The organism is Flavobacterium flavigenum (genome assembly GCF_027111255.2).
GTDB lineage: Bacteria > Bacteroidota > Bacteroidia > Flavobacteriales > Flavobacteriaceae > Flavobacterium > Flavobacterium flavigenum.
Genome location: NZ_CP114285.2, coordinates 4,991,135 through 5,009,471, shown reverse-complemented (window position 1 = coordinate 5,009,471; position 18,337 = coordinate 4,991,135). Strand labels below are relative to the sequence as shown.

Annotated in this window: 11 protein-coding genes; 1 reads left to right on the top strand and 10 read right to left on the bottom strand. The window is 35.8% G+C overall.

Going from position 1 to position 18,337, the window contains the following annotated elements:
* Positions 1-231: 231 nt before the first annotated feature.
* From OZP09_RS20840 to OZP09_RS20820, 5 genes are read right to left on the bottom strand one after another with little or no spacing between them, the layout of a single operon-like run.
* Positions 232-1,236 carry an NADP-dependent oxidoreductase gene (locus OZP09_RS20840; RefSeq protein WP_281309933.1) on the bottom strand — a complete coding sequence of 335 codons (1,005 nt, stop codon included), beginning with the start codon at positions 1,234-1,236 and terminating at the stop codon, positions 232-234.
* Positions 1,237-1,254: 18 nt separating this feature from the next.
* The gene (locus tag OZP09_RS20835; protein ID WP_281309932.1) at positions 1,255-2,112 is read right to left on the bottom strand and encodes a hypothetical protein; all 858 of its coding nucleotides are present in this window, start codon (positions 2,110-2,112) and stop codon (positions 1,255-1,257) included.
* 1 nt (position 2,113) lies between these two features.
* On the bottom strand, positions 2,114-3,151 hold the full coding sequence (locus OZP09_RS20830) for an alpha/beta fold hydrolase (RefSeq protein WP_281309931.1): 1,038 nt from the start codon (positions 3,149-3,151) through the stop codon (positions 2,114-2,116).
* A complete protein-coding gene (locus OZP09_RS20825) occupies positions 3,075-3,923 on the bottom strand; it encodes an alpha/beta fold hydrolase (protein WP_269235539.1) in 849 nt (282 codons plus the stop codon). The genes OZP09_RS20830 and OZP09_RS20825 overlap by 77 nt, the downstream gene beginning before the upstream one ends.
* A 32-nt stretch (positions 3,924-3,955) precedes the next feature.
* Positions 3,956-4,753 (bottom strand): SDR family oxidoreductase, encoded by a 798-nt coding sequence (locus tag OZP09_RS20820; RefSeq protein WP_269235538.1) that lies wholly within the window; start codon positions 4,751-4,753, stop codon positions 3,956-3,958.
* Between the two features lie 111 nt (positions 4,754-4,864).
* Here OZP09_RS20820 and OZP09_RS20815 point away from each other — a divergent pair, with 111 nt between their 5' ends.
* Positions 4,865-5,275: a winged helix-turn-helix transcriptional regulator gene (locus OZP09_RS20815; protein ID WP_269235537.1), complete on the top strand. Its 411-nt coding sequence runs from the start codon at positions 4,865-4,867 to the stop codon at positions 5,273-5,275.
* 444 nt (positions 5,276-5,719) lie between these two features.
* Here OZP09_RS20815 and OZP09_RS20810 read toward each other — a convergent pair whose 3' ends face one another.
* From OZP09_RS20810 to OZP09_RS20790, 5 genes are all read right to left on the bottom strand, one after another.
* Positions 5,720-8,536, bottom strand: coding sequence for a M16 family metallopeptidase (locus OZP09_RS20810; protein ID WP_281309930.1), 2,817 nt, complete (start codon positions 8,534-8,536; stop codon positions 5,720-5,722).
* A gap of 148 nt (positions 8,537-8,684) precedes the next feature.
* Complete coding sequence (locus OZP09_RS20805) at positions 8,685-11,282, bottom strand: alpha/beta hydrolase family protein (RefSeq protein WP_269235534.1); 2,598 nt, start codon at positions 11,280-11,282, stop codon at positions 8,685-8,687.
* Positions 11,283-11,306: 24 nt separating this feature from the next.
* On the bottom strand, positions 11,307-13,286 hold the full coding sequence (locus OZP09_RS20800) for a TlpA family protein disulfide reductase (protein ID WP_281309929.1): 1,980 nt from the start codon (positions 13,284-13,286) through the stop codon (positions 11,307-11,309).
* A gap of 11 nt (positions 13,287-13,297) precedes the next feature.
* Positions 13,298-14,653: a RagB/SusD family nutrient uptake outer membrane protein gene (locus OZP09_RS20795; protein ID WP_281309928.1), complete on the bottom strand. Its 1,356-nt coding sequence runs from the start codon at positions 14,651-14,653 to the stop codon at positions 13,298-13,300.
* 17 nt (positions 14,654-14,670) lie between these two features.
* Positions 14,671-18,237 (bottom strand): SusC/RagA family TonB-linked outer membrane protein, encoded by a 3,567-nt coding sequence (locus tag OZP09_RS20790; RefSeq protein WP_281309927.1) that lies wholly within the window; start codon positions 18,235-18,237, stop codon positions 14,671-14,673.
* Between the last annotated feature and the right edge of the window lie 100 nt (positions 18,238-18,337).

Here is an 18,337-nt window from a genome sequence, read left to right as displayed (position 1 = left end):
ATTACAAAAATGGCATCATAATTAATGAGGAATATAGAATTATATAAGAATGAAGAGGTAATAATTTCAATGGTGCGCAAAGAAAAAGAGCATGCAAAAAAATATTGCACGCTCTTTAATTTTAAAACTATGTATTTTACTCTGTCAAAATCCAGTTAAAAAAACAATATTTGAATGCTGCATGCGGCAAACTAAACTATTAAAGTTTACCGCAGCTTAGCACTTATAAAACTACTTTATCTTAACAACAACTTTTCCTTTTGACCTTCCGGTTTCAACGTAAGACAACGCTTCATTGGTCTGCTCAAATGGAAACACTTTATCAATAACAGGTTTAATAATTCCTGCTTCGATGAGCTTTGTAATTTCTCCTAATTGATTACCTTGCGCCCTCATAAATAAGAATTTAAAAGACACATTTAATTTGCTTGCTTTTTTCTTGGCACTGGAACTTAACAATTTTGTCACTAATTTTAAATACCAAGGCAAACCAATTTCTTGTGCAAATTCTGGTGTCGGCGGTCCTACCAACGAAATTAACTGGCCTCCTTTTTTTAAGACACCTAACGATTGTTCTAATACTATCTTTTCCCGGTTGCTGTGCAAAACCAGATCATAGCCATTGAGCAGATTAGAAAACTCTTGCGTTTTATAATCAATTACCAAATCCGCACCAAGACTTTTTACCAAATCAATATTTTTTGTACTTGTCGTTGTTGCCACATAAGCCCCCAAGTGTTTGGCCAATTGAATTGCAAAAGTACCAACACCTCCCGAACCAGCTTGTATAAAAACCTTTTGCCCCTTTTTCACATTTGCTATTTCAACTAATGCCTGCCAGGCCGTCAAACCAACTAACGGAATAGAACCAGCCTCTTCCATTGATAGATTTTTTGGTTTCAAAGCTAAATCGTTTACATTGACAGCAATATACTGCGCAAAAGTACCTATTCTGTAATCGCCTACTCTGGAATAAACTTCATCGCCAATTTTAAATTTCTTTACACCCGAGCCTACCTTAACGACAGTTCCAGCCATATCGTGTCCATTTATGATTGGGGTTTTATAAGGCAAAAAGATTTTGAACTCACCTTGTTTTATCATCGAATCCAAGAGATTGACCCCTGCCGCATGAATTTGAACCAGAACTTCATTTTCTTTTGCAATTGGTTCTGCCACTTGGGTAAATCGTAATTTTTCTTTTTTACTGTATTTTTCTACTATAAATGCTTTCATCAGTTATGTTTTTTTTGATTATTGAATTTGTTTACCGTCTTTTACAAATGTTATGGTTTCATAAACCTCATAAGCATGTGCCGCCGAACAGTAAATAGAAATTCTTTCAGATAGTTTTTCAATCTCTTCACTTGTAAAGAATTTTTCCATTTCACTTTTATTTGTAAAACCAAGCATAATAGAAGCCTGAAACTGATCTGCCTCATTATTGTCATGAGCTACATTTGGAGTATTCCATTGCTTTTCTTTCCAAGGATTATATACCTTATTTCTCAATTCTTTAAGCATTCCTGTATTGGCAAGTGCAGGGGTAAGTTCATCATTGATAAATTTTCTAAAATCAGCATCACTTACACTCTCCTTTTTTCTAAAAAAAACCATAGCATTTGCTCCAATTTCAGCATTACTGTCGGCTACTTTGTACCAATAAGAATGAGGAAAAGCAGCATAAAGAATGGTTCGTTTAAACAAATTTACTTCATCGGCATAAGCCAGTTTATTTTGTTTTTTACCTCTAAATATTGAGAATAAATTTTTTAATGTAACATCAGCTACACCATCAATTTTACGATTTTGAGCAATATTGGTTTCAACGCCGCTAATTGCCGGCCATAAACCTTTATTGTTTTCTGCAAAATGTATCTGGCGGTATTCTAGGAGTCCTTTATTTGCAGAAATTATCTTTGAATGCGGCCCTTTCCAACGGTTCATTCCATCTTGGCGCAATTTATCGGTTCGCATCCATAATAATATCGATGAAGATATATGCTTTTCTGATTTTACGTTTGTTTGAACCTTTAAAGGTTTTGCCGCTTGAGCATTAACATCCAATAATGCAATTATGCTCAAGAAAATTGCTAATGATATATTTTTCATTTTATTTAATTAAAAATGCTATTGCTTTGTCCAGAAATTCTCCTTGATATTGAAAAATACCGCCATGTCCTGAATTTGGGTAAATTATTACTTTTTCAGCATTGGGAAAACGCTTTGCTAAATCATAGGAATTAGGCGTTGGCACCATTCTGTCATTATCTCCGTTCACTACTAATACAGGCTGTTTGAAAACACTTAAATCGGCAGGCTTATCATGCCCCCATGTTTCAATAGCTTTAAGCTGATTTTTCAACACACTTAATTTTACCTTATCATCACGGTTTTCTGTTCTTTCTTTAAGACGTTTTAGAAAATCACGAGCGGCTTGTTTACCTGTTTTGTTTTGAGTGAAAAAAAGATAAAATTTAGGATCTCTAAATGTGAGCAGACCTTTGAAAATATCCTTATAGGTCAAACCTACCACATTGCTAATTCCCTGTCCGCCTCTTGGTCCGGTTCCGGCAAGAATAATTTTACGGGCCAATTCCGGCTCTTGCAAAAGTAATTCCTGGGTAATGAAACCACCCATAGAAAATGCCACAATATCTACCTGCTTGTATCCTAAAGCATGAATAAAGCCAATAGCATCTTTTGCCATATCAGCAATACTTGTTCCCTGCTCGCCCGTGCTGGCACCAACTCCGCGATAATCAAAAGAAATGATATGACGCTGCTGGGCAATGGAATCCATAATTCTTGGATCGCAATTGTCAAGGTTTGCTGTTAGGTGATTGAAATATATAACCGGTATATCTCCCTGTTTTCCATAAGATCGGTAAGCAAATTTTATTCCATTAGCTTCAACAAACTGAGTGGGAACAGTAGCATAAGTGTAATTTACACTTGGTGAATCTGATGCAGTCATAATTATATAATTATCTGATTGTGAAACATTTGATTGTGAAAACACATTACTAATATAACCTATTAATAGCAAAATTGCAATACAATACTTTTTCATTTTAGTAATTAATAGTATTAGTAATGAATCCAGTAATGTAAGCTGCAGCCAATTCTGGATATTGATAATGAGGTGCATGACCTGCAGCATTAAAAATAATATGCTGTAAAGTTGGCGCTTTTTTCAGTAAAGGAAACCAGTTTTCTACCGCAAATGAAATGTCATTATCCCCTGAAATTGCCAGTATAGGAGTTTGCAGTGTTTTGTAACTCTCCCTAAAATTATCTTTGTCTTCTGTCAATTGTGGTGTAGCGGCAAAATAGCGTTGGAGTATTTCAGGCTTAACGGGTACCTTTGATTGGTCATATCTTTGGGCAATACGCTGCAGAGATGCGATTCCGGCTGCACTGCTTTTTTCTGATGCCGGCTCGAAAAACAATGTAATGATATCTTCCGGAGTATAAGTTGGCTGTAACGCTTTTTCTAAAAATAATGGCGAAAGAGGAGCATCATTTTTCCCCAGTGGATTGCTGCCAATTACAATGGTGCCCAATACTCTTGCTGGATAAAGAAAAGTTGCATATTGAGCTATCAAACCACCATAAGACCAGCCTGCGACAAAATATTTATCTAATTTCAGGTAGTCTGCTATTTTTGTTACCTCTGATGCAACTTCATGCAGATTAATTGGCAGCTCCCCTTCAGAGTACCCAATACCTGAATAGTCAAAAGTAACTACTGTGTTATTTTTTGCTAGTAAATCAAGAAAGAGAGGATCCCAAGTGTCTAAAGTCCCTCTAAAACGATTTGCCAAAATTACCGGTGTACCATGACCAATTTTACGATAAGCAATCTTCTTGCTGTCAATATCTGCATATTGTGTTTCTGTTGTTAATGCATTATTTTCCATTTTTTTTTATTATTTTAATCTTAACTTTTGATTTATTTGTGTAATTGCTTAAGAACATTTTTTTCCAGAACACCATAAGCAAAATGCTGCAGGTTAATTAAGACAGAAGTACCTTTACCCACAATATTCCTAAATTTTGGCTTCGCCGTTTGAACTACTTTCAGCACTTTTTCTGCAACCATTGCAGGGTCTTGGGCTTTATCTACCAAATCAATTGTAAACTTTTCAATTTTATTTCTCAATGAATTGTAGTCTTCAATTTTGTTGGCCGGTGATGAAGAATTATCAAGAATACTTGTTTTGAAAGCAGCAGGTTCAATCATGGCAACACTAATGTTAAATTCATTCAATTCATAACGCAATGATTTAAAATACCCCTCCAATGCGTGTTTAGAAGCGGCATAGTAAGCGGCATTAGGAAAAGATACAAGACCTACAATTGACCCTACAGTAATTATTTTACCCATTTTTTGTTTTCTAAAATAAGGCAATACAGCATTCGTTACCTTAATGGTTCCCCAAAAGTTAGTCTCTAATTGCTGTCTACCTAAATCAATAGGGGTTTCTTCTGCAATACCCGAAACTAAAAAACCGGCATTATTGATAAGAATATCCAAATGGCCTATTTCATTGAAAATTCTTTCCGGCAGAGTCTTTATTGACTGGTCTGAATCAAGGTCTAACGCTATTATTTTGAATGGTACCGTGGACTGCATTTTTTCTGGATTTCGGCTTGTGCCAATTACATTGTACCCGTTTCTGTGAAGCTCGTTTGCGATAAGTAAACCAAAGCCCGAAGAAGCTCCTGTTATTAAAATATTCTTGCTCATTTTATTTGTTTTAAAATTTATGTTGTAATTTTGCTTGCAAATTGCAAGTGCAAATATACAAACAACTTTCAAAATGCAAGTTAAATTTTGAAATATTTTTATTTTATTATCATGGAAACAAACAAAAAAAGGTCTGAATGCCCACTAAGCCGCTCATTGGATATCTTTGGCGACAAATGGTCTTTACTGATTATAAGAGATTTACTATTTTATAAGAAAGGAACCTATAACGACTTTTTAAAATCGGAAGAAGGTATTGCCACCAATATTTTAGCATCAAGACTAAAGGCATTGGAAGAAAATGGCATTATTGAGAAATCAGCACACCCCGAGAGCAAGGCAAAAAACTTGTACAGATTGAGTAATAAAGGAATAGATTTATTACCTATGATTATGGAAATTTACATTTGGTCTGACAAATATTTCACAATGCCGCTAGAGGTAAAGCAGATAATTATAGAAGCAAAAAAAGACAAAGATAATTTTGTAAAACAAATCGTAAAAGAATTGACAGATCAATAACGGGAAGAAAAGCAGCAGCGGATACACTGGACTTCTAATTAATTTGCCGCAAAAAATTTAAAGCCTTGAAGTTTTTATTAAATCCATTGCAGCTATTTTAAGATTTACAGCAGAATCGCAGCAGATAGATTTTTGAAGAATCAGAAAGTAAGAAGACCAAACCAATGCCGAATATAAGCCTGAGTATGCAAACTCGACGATAACTTATTTAAGTAAGTTTAGCTTCTGTAAATAAAGGCTTAAAAAATAGGTTAAAAATAATATTCCATTCTTTCAAACACCTGATTTGAAAACTACTAAAAAAATAAAAGAGCTGTCCGGCAAAACAGCTCTTTCTAGTCTACAAATTTTATAACTAATTCAAATTTAAAAGAAACGTTTTTTTTCTTTCCGGAGACTATTAAAATTAAAGTAAAGAATTGCCGTCCTTAGAATAATGAAAGGCTATTTTAAAGCACTTACGTTTGTTTTGGGCTGCATTACAACTTCTACTTTATCTGCTTTTGGCAATACTTCGCCTGCATATTTTTTAATGTCTTTTACAGAAATGCTTTTAATTAGTTTTTCATATTCGGCACTGCTTACAAACTTGTCTCCTGTTTTTAACTGATCGACAATAATGTTCATCCAGTATGAATTTGCTTTGATATTCTGCTGATTGCTTTTTATTAAATCTTCTTTTATATCTGATAAATCTTTTTCTGAAACATCATTTTTCACAATGGTATCTAATTCATCATAAACAATTTGAAGCAGTTTAGCATCTTTTTCGGGATTGCAGTCAAAACTCACACGTAGAGAAAAAACCGGAGATGGATTTTTAGATAATGCGCTTTCTGTTTGTACACCGTAGCTTCCGCCCTCGTCTTCTCTGATTTTATCTAAATAACGTTTGTCTAACAACCGTGAAAGCATATACGCCATGATTTGGTTTTTCTCAGAAAAAATGACGTTTCTGTTTTCAAGATGTACATAAATGCTGGTTTTAGGAACACTCATTTCTCTTGCCAGTTTTTCTATGGCAGATCCTTTTGCCATTCCTATTTTATGATCGGTAAATTTTTCCTGAGTTTGATTTCCTGAAATATTCCCTAAATATTTATTAATGGTTTCAAGATCACTTTCGGCAATGTTTCCAACAAAAACAAACGTAAAATCTGAAGCATTAGAAATGCGCTCTTTATAGATTCTCGAAGCATCATCAAACTTCAGCTGATTCAGGTTTTCTTTGCTTAACAAAAAAGTTCTTTTATTATGATTGGTATCTAATAAAGCAATTGTATCGCCAAATATTTTACTGTTGTTTTCGTTTACATTTTCCAGTGCATTGTTGTAATAATCAATAATATGTTTGTATGCCTGGGTTTCAAATCTTGGATTTTTAAAGTATAAATAAGTGAGTTCTAAAAGCGTTTCCATGTCTTTTTTAACTGAACTTCCGCTGAAACCTTCGTAATGTTCGCCAATAAACGGGCTTACTTTTACAGTTTTTCCTGAAAGCTGTTTTTGCAGATCGGTCACTTTAAAATCTCCCAATCCTGAGTTTTTGGCTAAAACAGTGGCAATCTGCGAAGATGCCAAATCTTTTTCCGGCAGTACAGAAACTCCGCCCGGACTGAAAGCTGAAAACAAAATTTGATCCTGAGCTAGAGTTGTTGGGTAAATAATGACTTTTGCTCCGTTTGCCAAAACATATCCTTTTGCTGCTGCAATTCCTTTAATTTCAAATTTCTTGGAAACTGGTTTTGCAGTCAGTTTATCAGTTACTAAATCTGCATTTGCAATTGTTTCAGTGTAAGGTTCTAATTTTTGCTCTTTTATTTTTTTTATTGCGGCTGTATAATCACTTTCAGCTGGATAAGTCACATTTTCTTTTTCCGGACCTGAAACGGTTAAAATCTGATTTTTCTCTGTTGGGAGCGCACGGAACAGTTTATTAACCTGATTGATATCCAATTTATCTAAAGTCGATTTTACAAATTCAACTTCTTCTTCCAGACTCATTACAGGCGAGGCTTCTAAAAAGTAATTCTGCAATTGCGAAGCCCAGCTTTCATTACTGATTTTATCTTTGTTTTTTAACTGATTTTGATAACCAGTACGCATATTTTCTTTTACACGATCGAGTTCTTCTTTTGTAAAACCATTTTGAATTGCTCTTTCATATTCTGTATAAGCTTGTGTAAAGGCTTCTAACAATCTGCCGTTTTTAGGATTTACAGTTAAGGTAAATAATGAAGACAAACGTGTTAAACTCGAATGGCTTACACCTGCTGATAATAAAGCAGTTTCATTGTTTACAATATATTCTCTAAAACGATTGTTCATCATTTGCAGCGCTAATTGCTCTGCAATGCTGTTTTCAAATTCTGTAAAATCTTGAACAAGCGGTTTTTTCTTTTTAAAATTGAATGTAATTGAGGTTTTCTGTGCTTCTTTATCAAGGGCCAGTTTGTAGAGCAGTTTATCATTATCCGGAATCGATTCATAAGTACGTTCTGCCGGATTTGAAGGCATTGGAATTGAACCCATTATTTTCTTAACCTGCTGCTCTATCTTTGCAGGATCGATATCCCCGACAATAACTACCGCCTGATGGTTAGGCAGATACCACTTTTTATAATAATCCCTAAGTTGTTTGTATTTGAAATTATCGATAAGATCCATATCGCCTAAAACGTCTCTTTTTCCATATTTTGAACCATTGTATAAAACAGGTTCCAGCTGCGATCCTATTCGCAGATCAGCGTTTCTTCTGGTACGCCATTCTTCATGAATTACGCCTCTTTCGGCATCAATTTCTGCATCCTTTAAAGACAAAAATCCCGACCAGTCGTGTAAAACATACAAACAGGAATCTAATAAAACGGAATTTTTAACAGGCACATTGCTAATGTTGTAAACCGTTTCGTCGTGTGCTGTGTAGGCATTAATATCACGCCCGAAAGTGACGCCGTGCTTTGACAGCATATTGATGATTCCTTTTCCTTTAAAGTGTTCTGTTCCGTTAAAGGCCATGTGTTCCAGAAAATGCGCCAGTCCGTTTTGATTGTCATCTTCTAGAATAGCACCAACATTCTGCACAAAATAAAAGTCGGCTCTTTCTTTCGGCCATTCATTATGCAGAATAAAATACTGCATTCCGTTATTTAAAGTTCCGTGCACCACATCTTTCCGCAGCGCAATTGTAGTTTTAAACTGCGCTGAAACCTGAGATAAACCCAGTATTAAAAAGTGCGCTAAAAATATCTTTGCTTTCATTTAATTGATATTTAATGTTCTTTTTTGATTGATTTTTTCTGATTGGTTGTTTTGAAAATACTATAAGAAATTCCTGCTGTTAGTTTGAAGGCTTCCTAAGAAACCTTCAAACAACAGTCGTCGGGTTGTATAAATGTATCGGCTTATATTACATCCAGTCCGGGCGCGCTGCGCCTTTTAAGTAGTAATCAAAATACTGCTGCATTTTGAGTGTCCAGTCTTTTTTGTTGGCAGCATCGTCTAAGGTATGATCTTCTTTTTTATAGTTGACCAATAAAGCAGGTTTTGCTAAACGGCGAAGCGCAAAGAATAAAGACTGTCCTTCCTGATAAGGAACCGCGCGGTCATTATCATTGTGGAAAATCAAAATTGGCGTTTTGATGTTTTTTGCAGCAAAAAGAGGCGAGTTTTTAATGTATCCGTCCAAGTTATCATGCATTGAACTTCCCATGCGGTATTGATCAGCTTCGTATTTAAACATAGTCGAAATGCCATTTGATCTCATTACCGGATAATTAGATGTAAAATTACTTACTCCAGAACCTACAATTGCACAAGTGAAAAGGTCTGTTTTAGTCATTAAGAAGGAAGTTTCATAACCTCCAAAACTGTGTCCCTGAATTCCAATCTTACCTTTTTCAGTAATACCGTTTGCGATTAAATATTCGACACCGCTCATTACATCATTGTAAACGCTGCTGCCGACATCGCCGTAGACATAATGCACGTCTGGCTGAAAAACGATATAACCTCTGCTTACAAAAGTTGGAATATTGATGTTTGAAGTGCTTACCTCCGGTAATTGATAGGCATTAAATTCTTCAGTATGTTTTTCGTAAAAATGAACAATTACAGGATATGTTTTTTTGCTGTCGTAATTATCCGGCAGATATAGGTTTCCCTGATTTTCTTTTCCGCTGAAACTTTTCCAGGTCACTAATTTTGCAGTTCCCCAAGCATAGTCTTTCTGCTGCGGGTTGATGTCAGTAATTTTTTGCAGCGATTCAAAACTAGAAGTTCCCCACCATAAATCTGGGAATATCCTATAACTTTCTTTTGAAAATAATACGCTTGAATTATCCTCAGAAACGGCTTCAACTCTAACATTATAATCCGGATCTGCAAATACTTTGGCAATCGATCTTTTATTGGTTAATCTATAAACTCCTTTTGATTTATGCACCAGGTCAAAACCTGTAAAATCAATTGATTTTCTTTGATCTAAATCACCAATAAAACCTGTTTCGCTGTAACGCAGTTCTATTTTATTTTTTCTTCCGTAACCCTGAGTTATGGAATAGGCTTTATTTTGATTGGTAAGGTCAACAGCCCAGAGATCAAACTGATCGTAAATTACAACTGTATTTCCGTTGTTCAGCCAGCCTGCAATTCCAAAAGCTGTATTGGATGCTTTCATATCAACATTATCATCAGAAACCGGAAAAGGAATCTGCGAGCTGATATTTTTAAACTGCATGGAAGCAGGGTCAAAAACAGTCCATATTTTTGCTTTTTCGTCATAGTAAACAGCAAAGCTTCCCTGCGGGTTCCAGGTTGGATTTCCAAAAACGCCTGTAAGCACTTTAGTCGATTTCCCAGTCGAAGCATCAATCCAATACAAATCGCTGCGCTCGTTAAATGTCCAGTCAACTTCTACCGCATAAGGCTTTTTGTCAAGAGCAAAAATACCTTTAAAACTGCCGGATTCCGGAATTGAAACCTGATCAAATTCGCCTGCTGAAGCAACTTTAATCACTTTTTTGTTTGCAATGTCATAAATGAATTTCTGTTCGCTTGGAAGCGTTTTAGAACTTCTCAATAGTTCCTGTCTGCGTTCCATAGCTCCCTGATTCGATCTCCAGATTTCAACATTCGATTTTGCAACCTGAGTATTTTCAGGTCGTTTATTGGAGTTTACTAATAACGTAATGAAATTGCTATTTTCATTTAATCCGTAAGCGACTTTTGAAATAGATAAAGAAGAGTCATTTAAATTAATTTCATCGTAATTAAATACAAGATGTGCTGTATTAGTATTCAGATTAAAATAATACACCATATTAAAATCAGCGCTGTTGTTTCCTTTTAAAGTGAAACTGCCGCCGTTTTCTTTATCATTTAATTGAAAATCGCCAAAATCAGAAGCTTTTCCGCTGTAAACTATTTCTTGTTTACCCCCTGGAATCCCGTGTTTTAAAAACACTTGATCTTTTTCGGTCTGTAAATACACAATCGATTTGTTTTTTAAAAAACGGGAAGATTTAATATTATTTACAGAAATACTGTCGCTGCTTTCTAAATTATAGCAAACCAGACGCTGCAAAAAGAATTCTCCTTTTTGAGATTCCGGGCGTGTGTAATACAGAAAATCGGTTCCTTCAAGTGCATTGGTGTAATGTTTGCTTTTCCACAGTTTTTTTACGCCTGTTTTTAAATTTTGCAAAAGCGTACTATCGTTTTTACTGTACTGAATCCAGTCTTTTTTACCGATGAATTTTAGATCACTGACATTTTCTAAAACCAAACGTTTTCCCTTTGGAGCTTCCTGAATAATTATTTGTTTTTTGTTTTCTTTTTCTTCATCCTGAAAAACGGTGCTGTAGGACATCCATTTTCCGTTGTACGACAAAGCTTTGCTGTTGATTCTCTGCCAGGATTGGTAAGCCGATTCATCAACTGCTTTTTTCTGTGCAGATAAACTATGTACACCCAAAGCGAGTGCACATAGTAAAACTATTTTTTTCATATTTTTTTGATTTTAAAAAAGAAATTACTCTTTCTTTAAAGCATTAATAACGTCTGTAAGTTCATCTACTAATTGTCCTGGATTTCCAGAATAACCTTCAGATGTAAAACGAATCTGTCCGTTTTTAATCACCACTTTTCTTGGAATTCCGCTTGACTTAAAAATTGCTGCGTATTTAGAAAACGATTCGTTATTCGTTCCGCCGCCTTTTTTAACTAAATCAAAATAAGTATCCAGTTTTAAACCTTTTTCTTTCAAGTAAGCCAAAGCCTCTTTTTTGTACCCTTCTTTTGTTTCCTGCGTGCTGATAAAATAAACTTCAACTTGTTTGTCTTCTTTAAAGTTGTTTACCAATTGCTGCATCGCTGGAAAAGCTTTTTTACAAGGTCCGCACCAGGTAGCCCAGAAATCAATTACGATAATTTTTCCGCTATCTAAAGCCAATTGTTTCGCTTTTCCGTCGGCAGTCTGAACTTTAATTGCTGGCGCAGGAATTGGATCCATTAAAGCGATTTTTTCTTCCGGTCTGTTTTCTTTTTTCAGTTGCTCTAAATAAGCAGGAAAATCAGCTTCTTTTTTACCTTCTTTCAAATAAATTTCTTTCAGCTTAGCTTCGGCACCTTCTGATAAAGTATTGGCTCTTGCCGCATTTTTCAAAACCTCTAAAATTGGTTTATTAAATGCTTCTAAAGCTTTAATATGAATATCATTTATACTGGCTTTTTCATAACGTTTTTCAAATGGAAGCAAAGCAAAAGTCTCTAAAACTTCTTTGTATTTTTTCAGCATATCGTACATACGAATCTGAATTACCAATTCATCGTTTAATTGTACCTTTGCATTCTCAGTCGCCTGGTTTGGCGACCAGTAAAGTCCCTGCATGTATGACATATCGTTTACTTTTTGCTGCATCTGCAGAATCATTGGCACTGCCATAGTTTCGATTACGGCAGGATCAACTGCTTTTAAGTATAATGCTTTGGAAATATTCTGGTGGTAGGCATCATTTAAATTAGCAAAATTCATTGTGGGAATCATAGCTAAAATGCTTTTATAATCTTTAGTGTCGAAATAATATCCAAACTGCATTTTTACAATATTATCATAGAAATACTGCTGAGACGGAGGTACTTCAGAGCTGTATGGGAAATCGGCTAAGAACTGTGTGATTGCTTTGTTTCTTTCTGCAGCATCTGCAATTGGCATAATTTTCTGATACGCTTTGAATCTTACATGGCTTCCTCTTGGAAATTGTTTTTTGATTACTGCTTCAAGAGAATCTGCCTTTGTTTTATTGTTTAGATCAAATAAATAAATATGGTGTACTTTTATGTAAACTTCTTCAGGAAGTCCTTTCATGTTCTTTGTAAAGTCGGCTAAAAATTTGCTTCCCAATTCCTGAAACTTTTCAGGTTTTTGTTTTTTCAATACATCGAAGTAAGTGTCAAAAAACTCAGGAAACCTGTTTCCGTTAGCTTCAACTTCCTTTTTTAACCAATATTCTGTAGCATCCCCATCAATTGAAAAATCTTTGAAGTAACCGCCAAACTGGCCATTGAAATCTTTGTTTCTAAACGTTGCCCAAGCCAAATCTGCTCCCGGCATTTTTATTTTAGGCTCTTTAAAAGCAACCAGCATATATCCCGTGTCCTGATTAGTATCGGCAACTAATCCATTTTCGGTATTGCCGTAGAATTTGAAAGCCATAAAAGCACAGTTTTTGGGAACTGTAAAATCGGCGCTGTAAACAGCGCCATTTTTTTTCATTTTAAGGTCTTGGATTTCCCATCTGTAATCATTGAAAACATAAGCATAACCGCTGATATTTTTAACGTTTTCAAGTGGCCCGTCTTTTGGATCGTAAGTCATGCTGAAAGAGGCTCCTGGAATCGGAATGTCTATCATTCCCTGTAATCTGGTTTTAACTTCCTGAGCGGAGATCTGAAGAGTAAAGGCGCAGAACACCAATACCAATAGCTTGATATTTAATATTTTTTTTAACATTACGGTGTTTTTTATTTACCCAGTTCCGGGTTTAAGTCAATATAATTTTGATTGATTGGAAATACATATCCGCCACTGTTTGGTTCCAAAGTATAGGTTTGGCCTTTAAAAGTGCGCGTATAGGTTTTTCTGTAAACTGGATCTAGATTTAACCTTCTCTGGTCAAACCAGCGGAATCCCCTTCCGATGAGTTCTTTCTGCCTTTCGGTTATTGCCAGACTCAAGGCTTCAGTATTGGTTGCTGCGCTCACTTGATAAGAAGCGCCCGCTTTGTATCTCTTGGCTCTTAAAATATTGATGTAGTCTACAGCATCTTGAGTCTTTCCTAATCTGGCGGCGCATTCAGCAGCAGTTAAATACATTTCAGGAACAGAAACTCCAACGTTTATACCGTTTGTGTAACTGTACGCAGCAATTCCAAATCCCCTTCCGCTGTAAGAAGGATAAAAATTGTTTCCCTGAATTGTATAATAATCGTAGCGCAGATCATTACTATCAAAACTATTTAATAAATCGTTTGACAAAGGAACTCCACTGTAAGTCATCAATAAGGTTTTAGAAAATATAATTTCTGGATTTTGAATCAAAACAGGATAGCTGTATCCGGAAGCAAATGTTTTTAAATCTATTAATTGATCCTGCATAGCAAGGGCTTTTTTGGCATTGTCCAGACTCAAATCGTATTGCCCCATATACAGGTATGTTCTGGCAAGCAGTGCATAGACCGCTATTTTAGAAGGAAGAACATTGAATTGCGGCGAATCCTGAATATCATTGGCTAAAGCACTTTTCAAATCAGAAATAATCTGGTCATACACTTGTCCTACCGTACTTCTTTCTAAAGAAGAAAATAGTTCCGCATTTAACAATAAAGGAACAGCCTTTTCTGAATTGGCAGATTTTGGATCGAACTGCGGACCGTAGGTGTTTACTAATTGTAAATACGCAAAAGCTCTGTGCACAAAAGCCTCAGCATAGATTTCCTTTTTTTCTGAATCTGTTCCTTTCTCACTTCCCATAACTCCGTTAATGATTACGTTGCTGTAGTAAACTGCTTTGTACAAACCAATCCAGTCTGAATCGCCCTGGGACGGATCATAAATCTTATCCTGCCAGGTATAACTGTTTGCCCAAATAGTTGAAACACCATTTTGATACGCTGTAGAAAATTCCGCATCTGCGTTTGCAGGCAGATAAATTCCTCCCGCAACTGTCATGTCGTTGTAATTATTGGCCAGACCTCTGTAATCAGAAGTGTATTTTAAGATTCTGTTGTTTCCAACCGGCTCCACCTCAACATAATCTCTACAAGAGTTTAATAAAAGCAGAGGCAGGAAAATATATAGTGTGAATTTTAGAAATTTCATAAGTCTATTTTTTTTTATTAAAAACTACAATTAAACTGTAAAGTATAATTACGCTGCGGTGCAAGTGTATTATAGTTATTGTTTGATAAGTACTGAGGATCAATACCCTCATCATTCTTAACCCACAATAAACCTAAATTTCTTGCTGCAAAATTGAAACTCAAAGACTTTAAAAAAGTTTTGTCTAAAAATTTTGAAGGAACACTGTAACCCAATGAAATCTGCTGTAAACGGATATTATCGGCAGGAAGCACATTGATGTCGGCCATTTGATAGCGGTTTAGACTGTTGTAGCTTATATTTGCCAATCCCGGAACATTAGTGCTGGCTTCATCTCCGGCCTGTCTCCAGCGGTCAGCAATCAGCTCATCTTTCCCAACAGCTCCATATTGCACTCCTGAATAAGAAGGATAATTTTGCAATACCGAATTTCTAAATACGTGCCCCATGTAATAAGTTACCTGAACACCAAGGGTAAAATTGCTGTAAGAGAAATTATTCATAAAGCCTCCAAAATAAGGAGCTACAGTGGTGCCCATATATTTTAAATCCTCTGGAGCAACCGAAGAAATACCCTGAGATGAATTTATAACAGTACCATCATTTTTAGAAATAGTAGACTGTCCCGAAGCATCAAGCCCGGCCCATCTGTAAGCATATAATGATGTTAAGGCTTTCCCTTCTATCTGCCCGGAAAAAAGATACTGATTGGTAGTAGTGGCCTTAAAACGTGAATCTGACACCTCATTTGTATTATAAGCAAAATTGAAATTACTGTCCCATTTAAAAGCTTTATCTACTATTACTGCGCCAATATTCACATCTACTCCATGTCCATCCAGTGTCGCAGTATTATAATTTAAATAACTCCATCCATAAGTTGGATTGTAAGGGACATTTGTCAAAATATCTTTAGATTTTTTATAGTACAAATCAACACTTCCACGAAGGCGGTTTTTAAAAACGCTGTAATCCAAACCAAAGTTAAGCGTTGTTGTTGTTTCCCATTTAATCTCAGCATTCTCAGGAAGTGAAATATAAGCGGTAGGCAGCTGCGTATTGTAATCAATTGACCCAACACCAATAACAGCACTGTTACTTCCAAAACCTCCGCCGGGAGCACTTCCTGCTTTACCGTAGGTTACCCTTGCTGCTAAATTGTCAAGCCAGCTTACCTCTCTTAAGAAAAACTCCTTATTAATATCCCATTTACCTCCAGCTGACCATAATGGAAGCGCTCTGTTTTTTCTGGAAGCACCAAGTAGATTATAGTCATCAAAACGCACGCTTCCAGATAGGTGATATCGGTTCATAAAATCGTAAGAGCCTAATCCATAATAGGATAAATAGCGGTCTCTGAATTTACTGATGCTGTTATCAGAAGTACCTATGTAGGTCTGCCATCCGTAAATTGTAGTATAATATACAGTAGGATTTACAGATTGTCCTGAGTTGGTGTCAGTATCATAGCCATAGAACCTTTGGCCTGATCCTTCTCTTCTTTCTTCCCTTACTTCTGATCCCGCTAAAAAGTGTAGGCTGTTATTCTCGTTGAAATTCTTATTGATATTCATCTGCAGACGCATGCTCTGAGATTCATTTTCAGAATTTGAATTGTATAAATATGCCCCGACTGGAATACCATATACTAATTTGCCCGCAGCATTAACAGAAGTTGCTTCATTGATTGCATTTCTGCTGTAATAACTATCCAATTCGCTCAATGATTTGGTTTTATTAGAAATTTTGGCATACATTCCCGAAGCCTCAAAATTCAGCCAATTAGTAACTGTTGCTGTTAAACTGGCATTCAATCGAATGTTGGCTCCTTTTGTGATTACATTAGAATAGTTTAGTTCATCCAGATAGTTATATGTCCATGGCAGATATCCTTTGGCTTCAAATCCTTTTGCCACTTCTGGTCTGAAAATAATATAACGGTCTATGCCATTTCCATTTTGGTCGGCAAGCATATCGTACGGGCGCAATGCCGTTGTTGAAACATTTGACAAAGCCTCATTTGCTACTGTGTTGGTTTGGTAATTTGACGAAACGTAGTTTATACCAGTATTTAATTTTAAGAAACTTTTGAGCTGAAAAGAATTATTCAGAGTAACATTATAAGACTTAGATTGATTACCAATCATAGCAGCCTCATCTTTATTATAGCCTAAAGAGAGGTAATAAGTGCTTTTATCGCTTCCTCCGCTTACAGACAAATCATATTGGGTAGTAGCTGAGTTTCTTAGTAAATATCTGTTGATCTGCCCCAGATTATCGTTCTGCGACAGCTGATTTAATAATTGGTCTCTCTCAGTAAGTGAAATTTCCCCTCTCTGCTGTCTGAACATGATTTCCTGTGCAGCACTTGGATTTTTTGCCTGCCAGTTACTGATGTCATCTGATGCAAATCCTCCTGAAACCAAGTCTTTTTCGTAATCAATATACTGAGCGGTATTCATGACGCGCAGTTTTCCTAAATCCATTTTCTCGCCAATTGTAGTAGTGGTGCTGAAATTAATTGTTTGTTCTGCTTTTTTGCCTTTTTTGGTAGTCACGACAATTACTCCGTTTGCAGCACGTGACCCCCAGATAGAAGCTGCCGCCGCATCTTTCAAAACAGTGATGCTCTCCACATCATCCGGATTAAGATAACTTAAAATCGATGAACCCGGAACCCCTCTTCTGCTGAATTTAAAATCATTATCTGACTGCGGAAAACCATCAATAACTATAAGCGGAGAAGTACCGCTGTAACTATTTGTTCCTCTGATAGTAATATTTCCTGTTCTCGGATCAACATTTACTCCTGCAATTTTTCCTTCCAGTCTAGAGGCGATGTCGACAGTAGGAACCTGGGAAAGTTCTTTAGCTCCAATAACTTCAAAAGATCCGGTTACTCTTTCTTTGGGAATATCAGTATATCCATTTGAAGCAACAACAACTAAATCTTTCAACAATTCAACCTGAGGCTCTAAAACTACGTTTATCACTTTTTTATTATTTACAGCGATTGTTTTAGTTTTAAAACCCAGATAAGAAAACCTAAGTGAATCTGTAGCAACTACCTCAATACGATACTCTCCTTTTTCTCGGGTAATATCCCAGATTTGTGTACCTACCAATAAGACATTAACACCTACCAGACGATTCCCTTTTTTATCGCTAACTGTTCCCTTGACCTCAAAAGGTTCAAGTTCACCTGACGAAGTTTTAGTTTTATTTTTTTTAATCACTATCTGTTTATCAATAACACTATAGGTTAAGCCGGTATTATATAAAGCAGTATTTAGAATCTGTTCAACAGTTCCATATTGATTAACACTTACTTTTTTCACAGAAGCTATCAGATCATCATTGTAAAAAAACACATAATCACTCTTTTGCTGGATGTCTGCAAAAAGTGTCTGCAGCGAGGCACCCTGAACTTTTACAGATATTTCATTTTGCGCTTTAGCTACATTTGCGTAGATACTGGTTAATCCTAAATACAGAACTAAAATGAATACTCTCATAAATAAAATAAAAGTAAGGTTGACGATTTTTTTAGGCAATAAAAAGCCTGTATCATGATTTTTATTCATAATTTTGTTTTGTTATATCATTAATTGCATCTGCAATTAAAATTTTACATAAGCCAAGAGATGTTGGAGCATCTTTTGGTTTTTTTTTGGTTGATCTTTA